Annotated in this window: 17 protein-coding genes and 2 pseudogenes; 4 read left to right on the forward strand and 15 right to left on the reverse strand. The window is 42.1% G+C overall.

What is annotated here, in order from left to right; genetic code table 11:
* Positions 1-33: 33 nt before the first annotated feature.
* From AC4G47_RS14150 to AC4G47_RS14160, 3 genes are all read right to left on the reverse strand, one after another.
* Positions 34-312 (reverse strand): hypothetical protein, encoded by a 279-nt coding sequence (locus AC4G47_RS14150; protein ID WP_491106447.1) that lies wholly within the window; start codon positions 310-312, stop codon positions 34-36.
* Between the two features lie 392 nt (positions 313-704).
* On the reverse strand, positions 705-1,592 hold the full coding sequence (locus AC4G47_RS14155) for an RCC1 domain-containing protein (RefSeq protein WP_491106448.1): 888 nt from the start codon (positions 1,590-1,592) through the stop codon (positions 705-707).
* A gap of 1,545 nt (positions 1,593-3,137) precedes the next feature.
* The gene (locus tag AC4G47_RS14160) at positions 3,138-3,683 is read right to left on the reverse strand and encodes a helix-turn-helix domain-containing protein (protein ID WP_491106449.1); all 546 of its coding nucleotides are present in this window, start codon (positions 3,681-3,683) and stop codon (positions 3,138-3,140) included.
* Positions 3,684-4,047: 364 nt separating this feature from the next.
* On the opposite strand from AC4G47_RS14160, the gene AC4G47_RS14165 reads away from it, so the two are divergent.
* Both AC4G47_RS14165 and AC4G47_RS14170 read left to right on the forward strand, forming a co-directional pair.
* On the forward strand, positions 4,048-4,821 hold the full coding sequence (locus tag AC4G47_RS14165; protein ID WP_491106450.1) for an MBL fold metallo-hydrolase: 774 nt from the start codon (positions 4,048-4,050) through the stop codon (positions 4,819-4,821).
* A gap of 38 nt (positions 4,822-4,859) precedes the next feature.
* Positions 4,860-5,861 (forward strand): alpha/beta hydrolase, encoded by a 1,002-nt coding sequence (locus AC4G47_RS14170; RefSeq protein ID WP_458122621.1) that lies wholly within the window; start codon positions 4,860-4,862, stop codon positions 5,859-5,861.
* Between the two features lie 165 nt (positions 5,862-6,026).
* Here AC4G47_RS14170 and AC4G47_RS14175 read toward each other — a convergent pair whose 3' ends face one another.
* The 4 genes and pseudogenes from AC4G47_RS14175 to AC4G47_RS14190 all read right to left on the reverse strand — a co-directional run.
* The gene (locus AC4G47_RS14175) at positions 6,027-6,746 is read right to left on the reverse strand and encodes a hypothetical protein (protein WP_491106451.1); all 720 of its coding nucleotides are present in this window, start codon (positions 6,744-6,746) and stop codon (positions 6,027-6,029) included.
* A 112-nt stretch (positions 6,747-6,858) separates the two neighbouring features.
* Positions 6,859-8,211: a sensor histidine kinase gene (locus AC4G47_RS14180; RefSeq protein WP_491106452.1), complete on the reverse strand. Its 1,353-nt coding sequence runs from the start codon at positions 8,209-8,211 to the stop codon at positions 6,859-6,861.
* Between the two features lie 71 nt (positions 8,212-8,282).
* A complete protein-coding gene (locus tag AC4G47_RS14185; RefSeq protein WP_458122618.1) occupies positions 8,283-8,990 on the reverse strand; it encodes a response regulator transcription factor in 708 nt (235 codons plus the stop codon).
* 479 nt (positions 8,991-9,469) lie between these two features.
* A pseudogene (locus AC4G47_RS14190) lies at positions 9,470-9,815 on the reverse strand (TetR/AcrR family transcriptional regulator); the annotation flags it as partial.
* A 23-nt stretch (positions 9,816-9,838) separates the two neighbouring features.
* Here AC4G47_RS14190 and AC4G47_RS14195 point away from each other — a divergent pair.
* Positions 9,839-10,048, forward strand: a pseudogene (locus AC4G47_RS14195) (SDR family NAD(P)-dependent oxidoreductase); the annotation flags it as partial.
* A gap of 497 nt (positions 10,049-10,545) precedes the next feature.
* On the opposite strand, the gene AC4G47_RS14200 reads toward AC4G47_RS14195, so the two are convergent.
* From AC4G47_RS14200 to AC4G47_RS14215, 4 genes are all read right to left on the reverse strand, one after another.
* Positions 10,546-10,926, reverse strand: coding sequence for a GNAT family N-acetyltransferase (locus AC4G47_RS14200; RefSeq protein WP_491106705.1), 381 nt, complete (start codon positions 10,924-10,926; stop codon positions 10,546-10,548).
* A 246-nt stretch (positions 10,927-11,172) separates the two neighbouring features.
* Entirely contained in the window at positions 11,173-11,514 is a 342-nt protein-coding gene (locus AC4G47_RS14205; protein WP_491106453.1) for a nitroreductase family protein, read from the reverse strand.
* Positions 11,515-11,531: 17 nt separating this feature from the next.
* Entirely contained in the window at positions 11,532-12,107 is a 576-nt protein-coding gene (locus AC4G47_RS14210) for a nitroreductase family protein (RefSeq protein WP_491106454.1), read from the reverse strand.
* A gap of 20 nt (positions 12,108-12,127) precedes the next feature.
* Entirely contained in the window at positions 12,128-12,610 is a 483-nt protein-coding gene (locus AC4G47_RS14215; RefSeq protein WP_491106455.1) for a MarR family transcriptional regulator, read from the reverse strand.
* A gap of 573 nt (positions 12,611-13,183) precedes the next feature.
* Here AC4G47_RS14215 and arr point away from each other — a divergent pair.
* The gene (gene arr, locus AC4G47_RS14220) at positions 13,184-13,600 is read left to right on the forward strand and encodes an NAD(+)--rifampin ADP-ribosyltransferase (protein WP_458122614.1); all 417 of its coding nucleotides are present in this window, start codon (positions 13,184-13,186) and stop codon (positions 13,598-13,600) included.
* A gap of 310 nt (positions 13,601-13,910) precedes the next feature.
* Here arr and AC4G47_RS14225 read toward each other — a convergent pair whose 3' ends face one another.
* The 4 genes from AC4G47_RS14225 to AC4G47_RS14240 all read right to left on the reverse strand — a co-directional run bounded on the left by AC4G47_RS14225 (position 13,911) and on the right by AC4G47_RS14240 (position 16,972).
* On the reverse strand, positions 13,911-14,627 hold the full coding sequence (locus AC4G47_RS14225) for a class I SAM-dependent methyltransferase (RefSeq protein WP_491106456.1): 717 nt from the start codon (positions 14,625-14,627) through the stop codon (positions 13,911-13,913).
* A 246-nt stretch (positions 14,628-14,873) separates the two neighbouring features.
* Entirely contained in the window at positions 14,874-15,020 is a 147-nt protein-coding gene (locus AC4G47_RS14230) for a hypothetical protein (protein ID WP_186327940.1), read from the reverse strand.
* A 164-nt stretch (positions 15,021-15,184) separates the two neighbouring features.
* Positions 15,185-15,472, reverse strand: coding sequence for a hypothetical protein (locus AC4G47_RS14235; protein ID WP_491106457.1), 288 nt, complete (start codon positions 15,470-15,472; stop codon positions 15,185-15,187).
* 372 nt (positions 15,473-15,844) lie between these two features.
* On the reverse strand, positions 15,845-16,972 hold the full coding sequence (locus tag AC4G47_RS14240; protein WP_491106458.1) for an NtaA/DmoA family FMN-dependent monooxygenase: 1,128 nt from the start codon (positions 16,970-16,972) through the stop codon (positions 15,845-15,847).
* Between the last annotated feature and the right edge of the window lie 27 nt (positions 16,973-16,999).

The following is a 16,999-nucleotide window of genomic DNA, read 5'->3' on the forward strand; positions in this document are numbered from 1 at the left end:
CATCATCGTTCACCTCCTACTAAAGACTGAAATTTAGAGTCCGGATTGGATCGATATTTTGAATTTTTCACTACGTTCCCGCAAGGCAATATGGAAGTGGATGAAAGATAAGGCAACGGAAAAAGCAATCAAAATGATCAGATTCAAGGATAGTTGCCCCATGGATACCCCTTGCTGTAGGTTGCTAAAGGTATCCAGAAGCCAATACTGGGGAAGAAAATGCGCGAGCTGCTGCATAGTTGCCGGCATTAATTCAAGCGGGAACATACACCCAGACAGCAAGCTGCTAGGTATAAGGATCATATTCTGCATGCCGCACAACCAATACAATCCCGTTTTCAGTTATGCTAAAAACCCTCCATAGTTAGAAAATTAACACCACTATAATTAGAATATTTGTTCTGTTTGTTGTAATGACTGAACCAGGGATCATTAAACTAACCTGCCCGTTAGCTTAATGTAACAGATAAAATATTCTAATCGACAGTGATACCATGTTTCTTTCAGCAATGGAACTGAGTTCTTCCTTCAGAAAGTGAATTTGTGCTTTTATCTCGCTACATAAGTTCTGTCATGATTATATTTAGATAACAATCTAATTCGAAATGACGCAATGTTCTTGTCCTTTTCGACAATGGGATCAAGTTCTTGTCCTTAGCTTGGGACAAGAACTTGTACCGATTAAATAAAAGGCTAAGGGCGGTTTATTGTTGGATGCTGCTCCATCCTCTTACATCACATTGTCCATAATCATTATCACCCACCGCAACCATCGTACCATCAGATTTCAGTCCGATCGTATGGGCACACCCCGCCGAAATAGCCCTAATTTCGTACCAACCACTTAAATCGCATTGGTGATGTTTATTCAAACCCACCGCAACCATCGTACCGTCAGATTTAAGGCCAACGGTATGATAACTCCCCGCTGCAACTGCTACAATATCGTGCCAGCCGCTTACGTCGCATTCACCTTCATTATTTCGCCCTACAGCCACTACCGTGCCATCCGATCTAAGTCCAACAGTATGAAGATACCCCGCCGAAACAGCCAATATATCGCGCCAGTCGTTTACGTTGCATTGGCGATACTTATTGTTACCAACTGCTGTTACCGTTCCGTCTAATTTTAGACCGACTGTATGCCAGTCACCCGCTGTGATCGCTACAATATCATGCCAGCTACTCACGTTGCATTCACCTTCATTATTTCGCCCCACCGCAACCACCGTGCCATCTGATTTAACCCCAACAGTACGGCACCAACCTGCTGCAACTGTTACAATATCACGCCACTCGCTTACATTGCATTGGTCATGCTTATTCCAACCTACAGCTGTTACAGTACCGTCAGATTTAAGACCAACGGTATGGGCATTACCCGTGTTCATCGCCATATGTACATTACCAGCAACGACTGCGACGATATGGCACCAATCGCTTACCTTACATTGACCGTATTTATTATCACCCACTGCCATTACCGTTCCGTCAGATTTAAGACCAACGGTATGACGACGACCCGCCGCTATGGTATCGTTACGTAATCGTTTCGTCTCTAACACCGTTTCCCTCCGTGGATTGTAGTCCATATTTTACCTCCACAAATTGAGATACTGCCAGTCCCTCCGTTAGCTCAACGGTAAGTCATCCGTCGAAGTCTAGCGTTCGTATCTTTCACTGAAAACAGTCAAGAGGACATTAACATATTATTCTTATTCGATGTTGTATTCTAATACTCCTAGCTGTCAAGATAGCGGAACCACGCGAAGTACTGCCATCCTCGTTTCAGTCGCGTACTGGGGGCGTTCCATAACAATTGGAACACTCATCGGACTATGTTCTTGTCCCTCGACAGCGGCATCCACGATTGGACACCAGCTTCAATAAAAAAAGAACAAACTACCTAAGGCAATTTGCTCTCTATTATCTTGCAAGCCACTTACTTCTATTTAAAAGGACCTATCTATGATTATAATGCATACCAACCATTAAGCTGCATTCCCTTTGTATGCACGCACTGCAAAGATATAATCCCGACGCACCACGATAGAGCGATCCATATGTCATTGCCCACCGGCTGTTCTGACAGCAGGGCGCGAATAGCTTCAACGATCGAGGTCAAAAAGGATTTACAGAACAACATTTTTGTTATGCAAAAATTTTAACACAACAAAATGTAGTAATTTTAATAGCGTTATTTTTAATCATTGAAGCATTCAGTATCATTTAGCTAACGACAGGTTAGTTGAAAATGTAAAATCCATGACCTTAGCAAACGCTATTGACAATCCGACTACTACTGGCGGTATTTGAAATCCCTTCTGCATGCGAAGCAGTATTACTTGCTGTAGTTAACTGACCTTCATTATGTGAGTCTACTCCGCTAGCCGTTGAACTGTTCCCTTCGGCATGTGAATGCGGTCCGTAGCCGCTGTAAGATATCCTTCAGCATGAGATGCTACCCCAGAAGCGGTTGTTGATGTTCTGATATCCTTATGCATGTGAGGCTGCTCCATTGGCAATTGTATTTGATCCTTCTGCCTCAGAACATGAACCGTTTGGATTCTGATTACAATTATTAAGCAACTCGTTTCACTCCATTTAGCGATTTGAAAATTTAACACCTGACCTGCTATGTGCCTTCTTGTGTTGTATTTTTCTAAGTTATGTAATATAAGGAATGCCTGCATGGGCTAACCTCCTTAAAACTAACTTGTCCGTTAGCTTAATGAAATACGGCAAAATAACGATTAGATATATCCCTAATCGGAAATAGGAACATGTTCTTGTCCATTCCGGCAATCGGGTAGCGTGTCTCCACGCCACAACTCGTTCCTTCCTCATCGATCACTACGTATTCTTGAGCGTAGTCTACTTCTGGGAATCGAATTTACTGTTCTATTTATTACCCGGGTATAATTATTCACTTCCTCCTATACGATCAAAAAACCGTAGATCAGAGTATGTTCTCGTAAATTCCGATAATTACTTTGACTTGCCTCCGGCTTAAATGTTTAGATAAAACAAAAAACCACGCTAGTCGTGGTTTAATACTCAAGGTTTTAAATTTTGTATTATTACTGTCTTAAAAATCGGTTTATATGTTTCAATTAATTCTGAGCGCAGCATTAATTTTAAAAAGTGGGAGGCGCCACTACAGCAATAACTACAGTTTCTCCTTTCCATACATTCTTATAGCTATGCGGCGTCTTAGCATCGAAGTAGATACTATCTCCCTCTTCCAGCGTATATCTGTCATTTCCAAGCACAAACTCCAAGCCTCCCGACTGTACATATAGAAACTCCTCGCCTTCACTGTGTCCTACACCAATATCTCCAGAGGTCGCACCTTCTTCTAGCACGCCCATTAATGGCCCCATCTTGTTATTACTTCCCTCACTAAGGGAATACCACGTAATACGAGAGCCTTCAGAATGCACCAGGGGTTTACGTTCGTTTTTTCTCACAACAACGCTGTGCTCTTTCTCTCCAAATAGATCGGTAAAATTAACGTTCAACGCATTAGCGATCCGTTTGAGCACACTGATGGATGGATTCGCTTTGTCACGTTCTATTTCGCTGAGAAACGATAATGAGATGGAACCTGCTTTTGCCACTTCTTTAAGTGTTAATTTCTTTTGCTTGCGTGTATTTCGGATGACCTCGCCGATCGAATTCATGTTGCATTTCTCCCACATATTCATTTTTCCGCTGTCAGCGAAATTTATATACTGATATTAAGCAAAATAACTAGCAATAGCAAGCATTCTGACATAGGTTCAATTACGGTGTAAAAACGTTGATTTAACAGCATTATTGGACTAAGATTTTAGTAAGGCTGATGTGCAAGTAAGTTCCCGGGATATTTACTTTTTTATATAGGATTTCATTTTCAGCGAAATTCCAACGAAAGCGATGTGGCATATGACGAGGCTACCTAAGATTTACACCGTAGGTGATACTACCGTAACTAGAGTTACTGAAATGATAATTAGTGGCGTTCCACCTGAAGTTTATTTCCCAGGAACATGGGATCCTACTTTTTTGGAAGAAAACCAAGATACCCTCCCCGAGGGCTTGATTGACGAAAATTCTCAACTGATTGTGAGTATCGGCACCTGGGTCGTGAAGACGCCCCATCATACGATTCTTATAGATACTGCTACAGGTAACGATAAAAACCTGCCACTCAATTCGGATCTTGCCAATCTTCAGTTGCCTTATCTCGATCGGCTTCAAGAGGCAGGAGTTACTCCAGAAAAAGTCGATTACGTGTTACTAACCCACTTGCATGTGGATCACGTCGGTTGGAATACCAAGCTCGTTGATGGCAAATGGGTACCGACATTCCCGAATGCCAAATACGTATTCCCGCTTAAAGAGCAAGAGTATTACTCCAGTGGAGCAAGTCATAACAAAGAAAATGAAGCCAACTTCAATGTTTACGAAGAGAGCGTACTTCCTGTCGTAGAGGCTGGTTTGACCGAAACGATCGGCCCAGAAGGCGGAACGTTTCTAGATCTATTTACATTTATTCCGACGCCAGGTCATAGTATTGGACAGATGTCCATTCGTCTTTCATCGGGTGGTGAGGAAGCTCTGTTCGGCGCAGATATCATGCATCATCCATTCCAGGTCTTAAGACCAGATTGGAATTCGATGTATTGTGAATTTGGTGATCAGGCGCAAATCTCACGTCGCTGGGCGTTAGAATACATTGCCGATCGTCCCATTATTTATTTCAGTACGCATTTCCCAGAGAGTTCTGCCGGTTATGTCACCCGAAGCGAAGACGGCTTCAACTGGCGGTTTATATAAGACATCATCTAATTCATCAAAGAGAGGCGAACCCTATCATGTCTAACAACACATTCAATACATCGATCCCCATCGTTTCTGAGAATTTTAAAATAGCTAGCGATACACCGGGGATTGAGTTATCCGTCCTAAATAAACGCCCTGCATCTATGAATGTCTTCACAAATGAAAAAACAATTGTCATGGTTCATGGTGCAACTTATCCAGTAGGCAGCCTGTATGATGTGGAGCTCGACGGCTTTTCCTTCCTAGATTACCTCGCTAGTCACGGCTATGATGTCTATGCAGTAGACGTACGTGGCTATGGCGGATCCATAAGACCACCGGAAATGGAACAGCCTGCTGATCAGAATCCTCCACTTGTCCGTACAGAAACTGGCGTTCGTGATTTCGGATCGGCTGTAGAATTTGTCCTAAAACACCGTAATCTATCCAAGGTCAATATACTTGGGATGTCTTGGGGGGGGACAGTAGCTGGGGCATATACAAGCTTTAACAACAATAAGGTGAACAAGTTAACTCTAATCGCTCCGCAATGGCTGAGCACTAAGCCAATCCCGATTGATACTGGCGGCCCGCTTGGTTCTTATCGCCTTGTGCCCGCAGGTTCTACGAAGGAACGCTGGTTAAGTGCTGCTCCTGAAGGGAAACGTGACGATCTGCTTCCTGAGGGTTGGTTTGAGAAATGGGTTGAAGCCACTCTCGCGACTGATCCTAATACTCAGTCCGTTCACCCTGAACATATTCGCGCTACCAACGGACCGATTCTAGACATCCGAGAGTATTGGACGGTTGGCAAAGCGTTCTATGAACCTAAAGACATCACTGTCCCTGTACTCCTCGTTCATGCGGAATGGGATATTGATGTGCCGTTAGATTTGGCGCAAAACTTCTTTACTTCCTTAACCGGAGCTGCTTATCGGCGTTGGGTGGAAATTGGAGAAGGCACTCATATGGTACTGCTTGAGAAAAATAGAGTTCAAGCGTTCCAAGCTGTTCAATCATTTCTAGACGAGAATTATACACCGGCGGGTCAATAACGTTAATATCGGATATCAATCTAAATTTATCCGGTCCGGGTGAACACAAAAAACTATCAATCTTTTCAGATTAACGTTCTATAAACGAGAAAATACCTGCCCCTCTCTAGGGCAGGTATTAAAGGTGAATCGCAAGAATGGTTTACCAACATCAATCACTAAATATTAGTCCAGAAGGCTGTAGATCTGAATGCTCTCCACCTTGGCATCCTTGATATGAAACGACATCACATCCACATAATTGGATGGCTCGTAACGGAGGTCATCCTCCTCATTAGGAGCTCCATCACCAAGCAGTTTCCCCTCAGGGTAGGCGTTCTTGAGTGTATCCAGGCTATCTCCTGCTTTAATGTTTCGCACTGTCGCGTACTTAGGATCTGTCATTTCGATATGAAAGATGGAGTCTAGCTTCCCCTCCGGTATACTGATTGTTTTAATCTCCAGACCAGGATACGTATAAACCTTTTCTGTAAAACCGATTAACGTATCCATGTTTGTTCCATCGTCGGCACTGTACGTATGAGATTTCAGGTTATCCGGTTTGCCCAGCATCTGTTCCATCTGATCTTCATTCGCTGTATCCGAAACCGCAATGGTGTGCTCATTATAGACAAAAGCAAGCTCCTTCAGCACCACATTGCCTTCCTTCTCCATCGAACCTTCCTTAATAGCTTCAGCACTTGGTCCTTCCGAATTTTCTGAAGCAGGCGCAGTAGAATTTGATGCTCCTTCGCCTTTGGCCTGTTCGTCGGGCGTGTTTTTTTCAGCTGAGTTCTGCGCCACTTCTGGCGACTTGGCACCATTGGACTGACAGCCCGTCAGTGCCATCGTTAGTAAAATACTCAGCAGGATAACAGCTGTAGCTTTGTTTTTCAATTTCATCATGATCCCTCCATAAATGTGTGATTTCTTCTTATGAAGTGATTATAAAAAAAGCATTTGTTAGTCTAATAACAGAATTGTATCAATCTTGTAACGTTAACATTTACGCGCGTGTTTACGCACGAGGTAACACAATCGTAACGGTCGTTCCTTCCCCGATTTGACTTTCCATGTCGATATATCCATTAAACCGCTCTACAATCTCTTTGCAAATAGAAAGTCCAAGACCTGAACCGTTCGCTGTGCTTGCATTTTTTGCCCGGTAAAAGCGTTCCTGCACTTTCTCCAGCTCATCGCCCGCGATACCGATACCTTGATCACGTATCCGTATAACTACCTCGCTTGGTGTATGTGTAAGCTTCAATTCGATTAGCGATGGACTGCCTGAATATTTGATGGCATTGTCCACAAGGTTGGCGATCGCATGGGACATCAGCATTGGATTCACATTGGCGTGGACTCTCGTCAGAAGCTTATCTTCCGGTTCCGCTTCCGCCTCCCTGAACATAATCTCGATTCCTTTATCTTTGGCCTTGGCACCCATACTCGTTGCGACTTGTTGAATTAGTTCGTTCATTTCCGTCTTCCGGGCTTCCAGTTCATTAGAACCAGCCTTGTCGAATCGGGATAGCAACAACAGTTCATTAATCAAGCGCGTCAGCCGATCCGATTCCTGCAGCAGATGAGCGTAGATTTTTTGCAGCTCTTTGTTCTCGTTCTCCCCTTCAACCAAGTATTGAGAGAAACCACGAATGGCTGCCAAGGGTGTTTTTAACTCGTGAGATACGTTGGAGACAAATTGTTTCTGGTACTGAATGTAATCATGAAGCTGCCGCCCCATGGAATCCAGCCCATATGCCAGCATGCCCAGCTCATCCTTCCGGTTTAGATGAACTCTCCGAAACTCCTGTCTAGAGAAACTTTGCGCAGCACCAAGCAACAGCTTAATCGGCTTGGTTGTGTTGTGGGCAATCCACAGACTGGATAACGTAATCAGTACAATAAATCCGCCTGCACCCGCAAACAGGATATAACGGATTTGATCCATAATCGCATAAAAGTAGGAAATGTCCTCCACGAACTCATACACATAAGCGTTTTCGTAATATTGATTCTGAATGGGAGTTGCAAAATAAAGCAGATGATCTTCCGTTACGGTGTAGGCATAACTGCCGCTCAGGGCTTTCTGAATATTCTTTTCAAAAATAAGAGGTTTGCCATCATTAATGATGATGCCATCCACAGCCAAGCCCAGCAACTGCTTGGAGCTATCATAGATACGCACTTCCTTGCCTGAAGCTTTCAGCTTCTCCAGAGCAAGTCTGACGATTTCTTTGGTCTGCGGCTCTCCTGTCGATGATCTATGCTGTGCCAACACCTCACGGAAGGACAACTCGGACAGATCCGCCTTCTCCATCATCTGTTTTTCAATGGTAATGAAGCTGTAGTAATCGATGGCTTTATTCACCGCAAAAATGATGATGCCAAAGGACAGCACGGAGAAAAATAAATAATTCAGCAGTAACCGGGTTGCATACTTCAGGCCTCGCCACCTCCAAGTTGATAGCCAAATCCATAGATCGTCCTGACATACTTCGGTTCGTCCGCGTTATCCTCCAGCTTCTTCCGTAATCGCATGATGGTCATATCCACACTGCGACTGTCTCCCATAAAGTCATATCCCCATCCGATCTGCAGTAGCTCGTCCCGGGTAAAGATTTTGTCTGGCCTTTTGAGTAACGTTTCCAGAATTTTAAACTCTTTGGCCGTTAAAGACACGGGGACACCGTTTTTCAGCACCCTTCGGCTTTCCAGATCAAATGTCAGCTCTTCATGAATGATGCGTGTAGATTTCACTACGGTTCCTTCACTTGATTCCTCCTTGCTCTCGTTCCTTCTCAGAATCACCTTGATCCGAGCGAGCAATTCACGATTGTCAAAGGGTTTGGTCATGTAATCTTCCGCCCCTAGCTCTAGTCCGAGCACCTTGTCAATTACCTCATTTTTGGCAGAGAGCATGATCACAGGAACCGCACATTTCCCGGTGATTTCCTTGCACAGGTCATATCCGGAGCAGTCAGGCAGCATCAAGTCAAGCACCACCAGGTCTGGCCCAAAAGCATCCAGCAGCTGCAGGGCTATTTTACCGTTTTCAGCCGTTTGAACGACGTAGTTTTCTCTTCTCAATACGAGCTCAATTAAATCTCGGATTGCGACTTCATCGTCAATGACAAGTATTTTCTTCAATGTGCACCCCTTCTAGCCTTGTTCCCCAGCTAAAAATCATAATTTACCCTCATCTTAGCACAGACCCTTTAGAATCCTCCACCAACTGGAAGATGAGGTATATTCCAATGAGCCCAACATAACTTGTAATAAACCCGAAGAAAGGAGAACATTCCATGGATCTGCTCTGGGTACTCATTGTTGGTGGACTTATTGGCTGATTGGCGGATTTCATATTATTCCAGCCATCGTTGGCTCGATTATTGCCCTGCTCATCTTCTTCGCTCTGGCACGCGGCGGAGCCTTCCGAAGACGTTAACAAAGAGAGTCGGAAACCGATACGTCGTTCATTAGATATTTTTATAAAGACGCTGCCAGTGCATAAAGGTACAGGATAAACATAAAAGGACCGAAAGCATTCATCGATGGAAGATGAACACTTACGATCCTTTTTTTATTTTGTACTGATTTCATCCATTCTTTCCGTGCCTGAATAACCTGATGAAGTTGTTCATTTCCTGATCGAGATTGATTGAATCCAGATGTTCAATCAGACTTTTTCTGAACATGGCCTCCATTTGTTTACGAAATACCATGCTTCCCTTGCTCTTCAGCATAATCGAGTAGAAAGAAGCATGCTGCTCCAAATATTCAAAAGTGTGAAATAGTGCGGTTTTGGAAGGAAGATGAACCAGGTCATCTCCAGATCTCAGCTGCTATGCATTGCTCGCACAGATCGTACTTGTCATCGAAATGCAGATACACCGTTCCTCGATTGACATTCGCTTCTGCCGCAATTTGATTAATCGTTATGCTCTCGAATTCCTTTTCTGACATTAGCCTCATAAAAGCATCATTAATCGCTTGCCTTGATTTCTACGGTCGAGACAAACTTGTTAGGCCCAATTCGGTTGACTTCTGCATTAATCGTTCATTTGAAGTCCAAAGAAGAAGCTACTGTCATCAACACGACTTCGATCCTTGGTTTTGTACCGTTAGCTGCAACGGCTATATATTCCGCAACGAAGGCAGCGCTTCATACTTATACACTGTCCCAAAGATACATGCTTAAAGACACGGTCTGAACCTCCAAAGATTCATCAAATGTGTTGAACTCTTACTTTACTCTGATTGGTGAGAGCCTCAATCGTTATGCCGTAACGTTGAAACTGTGGATTTTTCAATTTCCAGGAGCTTTGGCGGATTATTCCTTTGCAGCACCCAACCTTTGTTACGTAAATATTAATTGACTTTAAATTCTGACAGCATCTCTATATAGAATGCAGTTAAGTCATATGAGCATCAAAGCATGGTTTTTGATCTTAATGCAGCCTTTAGCGTTTTAATCACTCAAAAGAAATCCAACATGATCATTTAGGTATTTAACTAATCGGTAATGGGAACAAGTTCTTGTCCTTAGCTTGGGACACGAACTTGTTCCGATAAAACAAAAAAAGCCGCTATAATAGCGACTTTAATGGCTATATGTTCTTGTCCTGTCCGTTCTCAAAAGCAGCCGATTACTTGAGCGGCTGCCTTCTTCGTTTCATTAAACTATAGTTTCCCGTTAGTTCAATCATATCAATTCTGAGATAAACATTGGAGTAGCTCCATCCTCTGTATGAAAGCCAAATTTATTATAGAAATCCACTGCATGAGGATAAGAAATTAATACTTTTGTTTTACACCCTTTATATCTATCAAGCATTATATTCATCATTTCCTTACCTATACCTATACTCTGATAACTCGGATTAATAAGCATATAATGAAAATATACCGTTAAAACACCATCTGACAAAGCATTTATTAAACCGACAAGCTTGCCTCCTTCCCAAGCGGTAACAATTGAATGAGACCCTCCGATTGCTTGTAAGAGCTCGTTTGGATACTTCCCAGACTCCCATTCTACCGAAAGAAATAACTCTTGGAGCGCATCCTGGGCACAACACTTAATTTACCTCAATATACTATTAAAAATATGTATAGAAAATGGATTAAATCAAGTGGGATTTGTATTTATTCACATTTTGGAGTCTCATCCCATCGTCTCCACCCCTTACAGCAGTTCAAAATGAAGTTGAGTCTCAGGTAACTCAGTATTTCCTTTCCACTGATTTGCACCGTATCCCAATTCTAGCACCGCAGCAATGCGCTCGTTACTCAGTACACCAAACATTTCAGTACGGCTCGGGTCGTACATTCAGTCATGCAAGGTACAGCGCACACCCAGACTCTGCTCATGAGCCAGCAAGCGGAAATTCTGAATTAGGCAGCAGACAGCTGCAAAGTCCTCTTCCCGCTTATGTTGATCTGCCTCTTCCTTCACCAAGACCAGAAGATACGCAGGGGCCTGCTCCTGCAATCCCTGCATGATGTCCCCATACCGGTTATCAGCAAAGATAAATCGCCATGGCTCTCGGAGGCCATCATTTGGCGCCCATACGGCATGATTGAGCAATTCAAGGATTAGGTCCTGCGATACCGGTCGTTCCAAAAACTCACTAGGGCCGTCCATATCTCCTTCCAGATCTGACAATTTCATTTTTACATCCTCCTCTTCTATGTAGACTGCCCTCGTAATACGGTCCACTTCTGCTCGGCTGGCGTTCTTTTCCGACTTCTTGGCGCTTTGTCGTAATATCCTATATGAAGAATACCAACAAATCTTTCATCCTCACGTAAGCCAATTCCATTGAAAAAACCTTCATGCTGAATCATGGACTCTGTATCCCACAACATTCCTAACCCTCGTTCCCAGCCCAGCAGTTGGAAGCTCTGCATGACCCCGCAGGCAGCCGCATAATTGCGGTCATTGGTCAGTCGATCCGGGCCGACATTGGACATAACAATGACATGCGCGGGAATATCGGTGAATCTCTTTTTAAAAACCTCCATAAGTTTTCCAGGGATCAGTTTCCCCAGCTTGCTCTGTGACATCTGTTGCATCATGCAGTCCACAAGCCGTCTAGATGATTCAGGAGTTCCGGCATATACCACACGCCACGAGCCATCCTCAACAAATGGTTGAAGCCGTATAGCCTTACGCAGTAATTCAACAACTAACTCCTGGTCCACTGGCGTAGAGTTACATTTACGAATACTCCTGCGCTCCCTGATCAATTCCGCCAGACTCAAATGCTTCACTCTCCTTCGTTCTATCTGGATTCCATATTTATACTGCTGTCTTGAAGAAAGTGATGGATTACTTTTAGTTCCGTTTCCGAATATTTGTCGAGAGTACGATAGAAGCGCTCAGCCTCATGTATATGCAGACGTTCATGCAGTTCAAAGATTTTTTTGCCTTGCGGTGACAACCGGAAATAGCTCTCCTTCTTGTTGTCATTCATTTTCGTACGTTTGACGAATCCTTCCTCCAGCAGTTTGTTGCCAATTTTGGTGATACTTGCTTTGGACAAATTCATCACCTCGGCAATACCCGTGTTGTTAATAGGCTCATGCTTTCCTATGCAATCTATCATATGAACCGCGGTCAGATGCTGAGGGATTTTCTCGATGCTTTCTCGCTGGGCGACACTTAGGAAATGCTCGATTTCTGTATCCTTGTGATTCTCATACACATGTAAAAAACGGATAAATTGGTCATGAAGTAACTGTTTTGTTCGATCTTTTGAGATCATCCTTTGATCGCTCCTTATTTACTTGTAAACAAAAATATCATTTGAATAATAGAGTATTTTTAAATAATTTATTATATTTTGTTTACTGGTGAACAATATAACATGAATGATAATGCTTATCAACTATATTCTTTGACATTACAACTCACTCTACAATCCCGGACAGAGACCTTCCTTGAACGGAATATCTTTTAACCTACTCGTTAGTTAAACAAAAACAGCCGATCACGCTGATCGGCTGCCTCCTTAAACTTGGGTTGTTGGACTAGGTTCTTAGAATTGGCTCGGACAAGAACCTGTACTGATAAAATAAAAAAGCCGCTACAATGGCGACTTTCAATGGGAGTATGTTCTTGTTTAACAACGATACTAGGGTAAATACAAAAAAAGAAAGACAGTGAAAGCTGCCCCTTCTCCCATAACGACTTACTAATTAAAAACGTAAATGCTAGGTCAGTATCATTCTCTCTACTTAAATTATACCGTTATTTTTTATTTTTTTATAGACTGTTTTTTTTAAAATTCCTACACTATACTGCTAAATACAACCTAAAAAAGAAGAGGTGTATCAGTATGGATGACAAAAAAATGATCGTAGATCAAGGTCCTTTTTTTCATGGTACAAAAGCAAAACTGAAAATTGGTGATTTATTAGAACCACAATTCTTATCAAATTACCAAGAAAAAAATTCTAACCATATATACTTTACTGCAACATTAAATGCTGCCAAATGGGGTGCTGAATTGGCAAGATCTAATGCAAAAGAAAGGATCTATATTGTAGAACCATTAGGAAATTTTGAAAGTGATCCAAACTTAACTGATAAAAAGTTTCCTGGAAACCCAACACGTTCATATAGATCTAAATCGCCACTTAAAATAATAGCTGAATTAGCTTCATGGGAAAGACACTCCGAAGAAGAGATTAATCACATGATTACATCTTTGAGAAAACTAAGTGAAGAAGGAAAAAATATAATATATGATTAATTTTCAGATCTAATCAGGATTCCAAGAGAGTTCTAGTTTCGCTCAGAGGGAGTCAGGTCTGTATCTAAAGATAAATGTGATTTTTAGTAGGTATACTACTCGTGTTTTCTCTCACTTGATATGGATTAATGTGTGAAAAGATAGTGATTCACTATGTATGATTCGCTTAGCAGAAACAGCGGGAGTATAATCGCTAGCGACATGGCCATCAGCATACTCGACGTAATCATAAGCAGGCTGACATTGAACATCCGATATTTGAAAACACCCAAAAGTCCCTAGAGAGCATTTCTGTTCTGCTTCAATGACTCTATTTTACACAATGAAAAATAAACGATCCATTTTCAGAATTTGCATATTTAAACTCCCAATCGCCATATGTTTCAATTTTCGAAAAACCTATTTGTTTCAGCGACTCATCATACTCTTCTTGGTTTCGGAACCTTAGCTGCATTTTTTCATGAACTAGGACTTTGTCTGTTTTAGTATTTTTTACAATTTCATAGAATGTATAAATATCTCCCTCAAACCCTTCATATTCTGTATAGATTTCTAGAGGATCTCCACTTAGCCTATCTTTAGCTAAGTCAGGAGTCGCGTCCTTCTCCCACTCTTTCCATACTTTTACCAAAGGGTTTCTTGTATCAAAAATAAAGTGACCGCCCATTTTTAGGGAACGAAATACGTCAGAAATTACTTGCTTCCAACTATCATCTGTAAGAAATACCTGTGCAACATTGGCTGTCATAACTACCGCATCATAGGTATTGGTTTGTAAATCCGAACTATCACCTACAATCCATTTTACATTGTCTGAATTATCTTTAATTCTAGCCACTTCAATCGCTTCTTCATTGGGGTCTATAGCTGTAATTTTATAACCGTATTGAACAAGATGAATAGTCCATCTTCCTGTTCCACAGCCTAGGTCAGCTATAAATTCCACTTTTAATCTCTTTAACAATGCAAGGAAAAATTCATCGTCTTTTCCCCAATGGTTAATCTGGTCGTATACTAATGGAATCATAAATAATGTCTCCTCACTTTCAATAGCATGTTACTATGGTTTTATAATAAATGGTTCAAAAAATAAGGGTCATAGGGTATGCATTTTTTCAATGCATAATGATAATAAAAAACCTCAGCTGGGTTAACCGAGCTGAGGTTAATAAATTAACTATTTTTGTTTTTTTCTGTATTTGATTCTATTGACTTCGCATCAGGTGCTTCGAATACCCCCTAATGGGGAATACTAGAGTCGCACCTAGCTTCTTCATTTAATAACTTCAACCTTTTTATCCCCTGCTGACTTCGCTACCTCTAACGTTGTGTTACCTTGGATAGCGACGATCACGCCAGTAGCCAGCATAGAAACGATTAAAGCGGCGCTGAGGGCTGTGGAAATTTTCTTCTTGACCATAACCATACCTCCGATATCGTTTACTTAGACTTCACTGATAAATTACAATATCTAACTTTTTTGATGGGTAATCCACCTGGTGATTGTATTATAACGTACTGACAATGATTGTAAAAGGTTTTTTCCTTATGCCGCTATGTTAGCGATAGAGTCTAACAAGGCAATTAATTAAAATCTTGCATTAAGTCATCAATGACTGCTTTTACAGTTCTAATTTCTTTAATTGGTGTAATTCCTGTGCCGACAGTAATATAGCCATCCACTTTGTTACCCTCTAACATTCCGATACGCAGACCACTTGCTCCGCCCATTGCTTTTGCTATATCTTCACGACTGGCACCATTCTCATCCATTTCTACCAGTTTGTTTGATAGTTTTGTAGGTAAAGAACGGTAGTAGGCTGGTAATGTACGAAACATTTGTAAGTCTTCTGCTGTGGCATCGACAATCATTGGGATAATCGTAAATGTACCAATTACTCGTTCTGGAACGGTACCCCCTCATCAAATCCAGTGGTAACGTAAATATCGACACCGAATTCTTCTGCGGCTTTTGCATTCTCAATAGTAGGCGTAAGGGGTCTAAAAACAATTTTTATAAAACTTTTTCCTCAATAACGACTTCTAGGATAGGCCATGTGTACGTTAAATCACCTCCTACAATTAAAGTCGACCCAAGTGGTTATCCGTTAATGCTTTTGTTTTTTGTATTTCAGCTTTCGGCCGTTACTTCGGGTGAACGAGTAACATCAACCTGACTGGCATTCGGTCCTAGAAATCCTATATTTTATCTGTTCTCCTCTTGTTAAACGAATTTTTCTTTTATTACTTCGTATATTTATTTTCTGGGTAAGGCAGACCTAAATTCCCCCGAAGTGTGTCGTCCTCGTATTCCTTGCGGAATATGCCTTTATCTTGCAAGATAGGAACAACCAATTGGATAAAGTCCTTAAATCCTGCAGGATGATCTTGTCTAATCAGCAAGATATCCATGACGCCTTCTTGATACCAATGTTCGATTTGTTCGGCAACGTGCTCTGCCGATCCTATCAACCCAGGTTTCGGCATTCGAGAACCTTTAGGCATCCATGATTCAATTTCCCTTAGCTTTTCCATGGCTTCTTTTTCCGTTCTACCAACGATCGGGCTGTGAGAAGGCATCATCAACAGGTCATATGGTGAACGTCCCTGATTTTGCACTTTACGTTTCAGTTCAGCAGTGAATGCCTTGAGATATTCCAAATCATGTCCAGGTGCCATGATAACTTCGGCATGCTGTGCAGCAATATCCATGAATGCGGGGGAAGTTCCTGCTTGAAAGACCACCGGTCTGCCTTGTCTCGATCGACTGATATTTAAGGGTCCCTCCACGGAAAAGTAATTCCCGGTATAATCTAAGGGATGCATTTTACGCGGATCATAAAATATCCCACGTTCCTTATCACGTATAAAGGCATCGTCTTCATACGAATCCCAGAGGCCTTCAACAATCTCCAAAAACTCTTTTTTCATGGGATAAAGATCTGCTTTTCTTAAATGGGATCGACTGTAATTGGCTAATCCTCGGGGATTCGAGGTGATTGCATTCCACCCCGCTCTGCCCTTGCTAATCTTGTCGAGGGAGGCGATTTGCCTAGCAACCGTAAAGGGATCAGCATATGAAGTCGCTATCGTTGCGGTTAAACCAATGGAATGGGTTACCATACTCAGTGCAGACAAAATCGATACGCCCTCAAACATGCTTAGATAGTGCGGGATCATACCAGGTCCGATATGACTTACATCTGCCAAAAAGATGAGATCGAACTTTCCCTGTTCAAGTTGTATGGCTTTCTGTACGTAATACTCAATATTTTCACTGGCATCTGCTGGAATAGCGGGGTGTCTCCAACCCGTGTAATTCCAACCCACGCCATCAATAATTCCTCCTAGTTTAAGCTTTCTTTCTTCCATGGTTGAATGCGCTCCTTTTCACGAGTT

The organism is Paenibacillus sp. Negev47 (assembly GCF_058313655.1).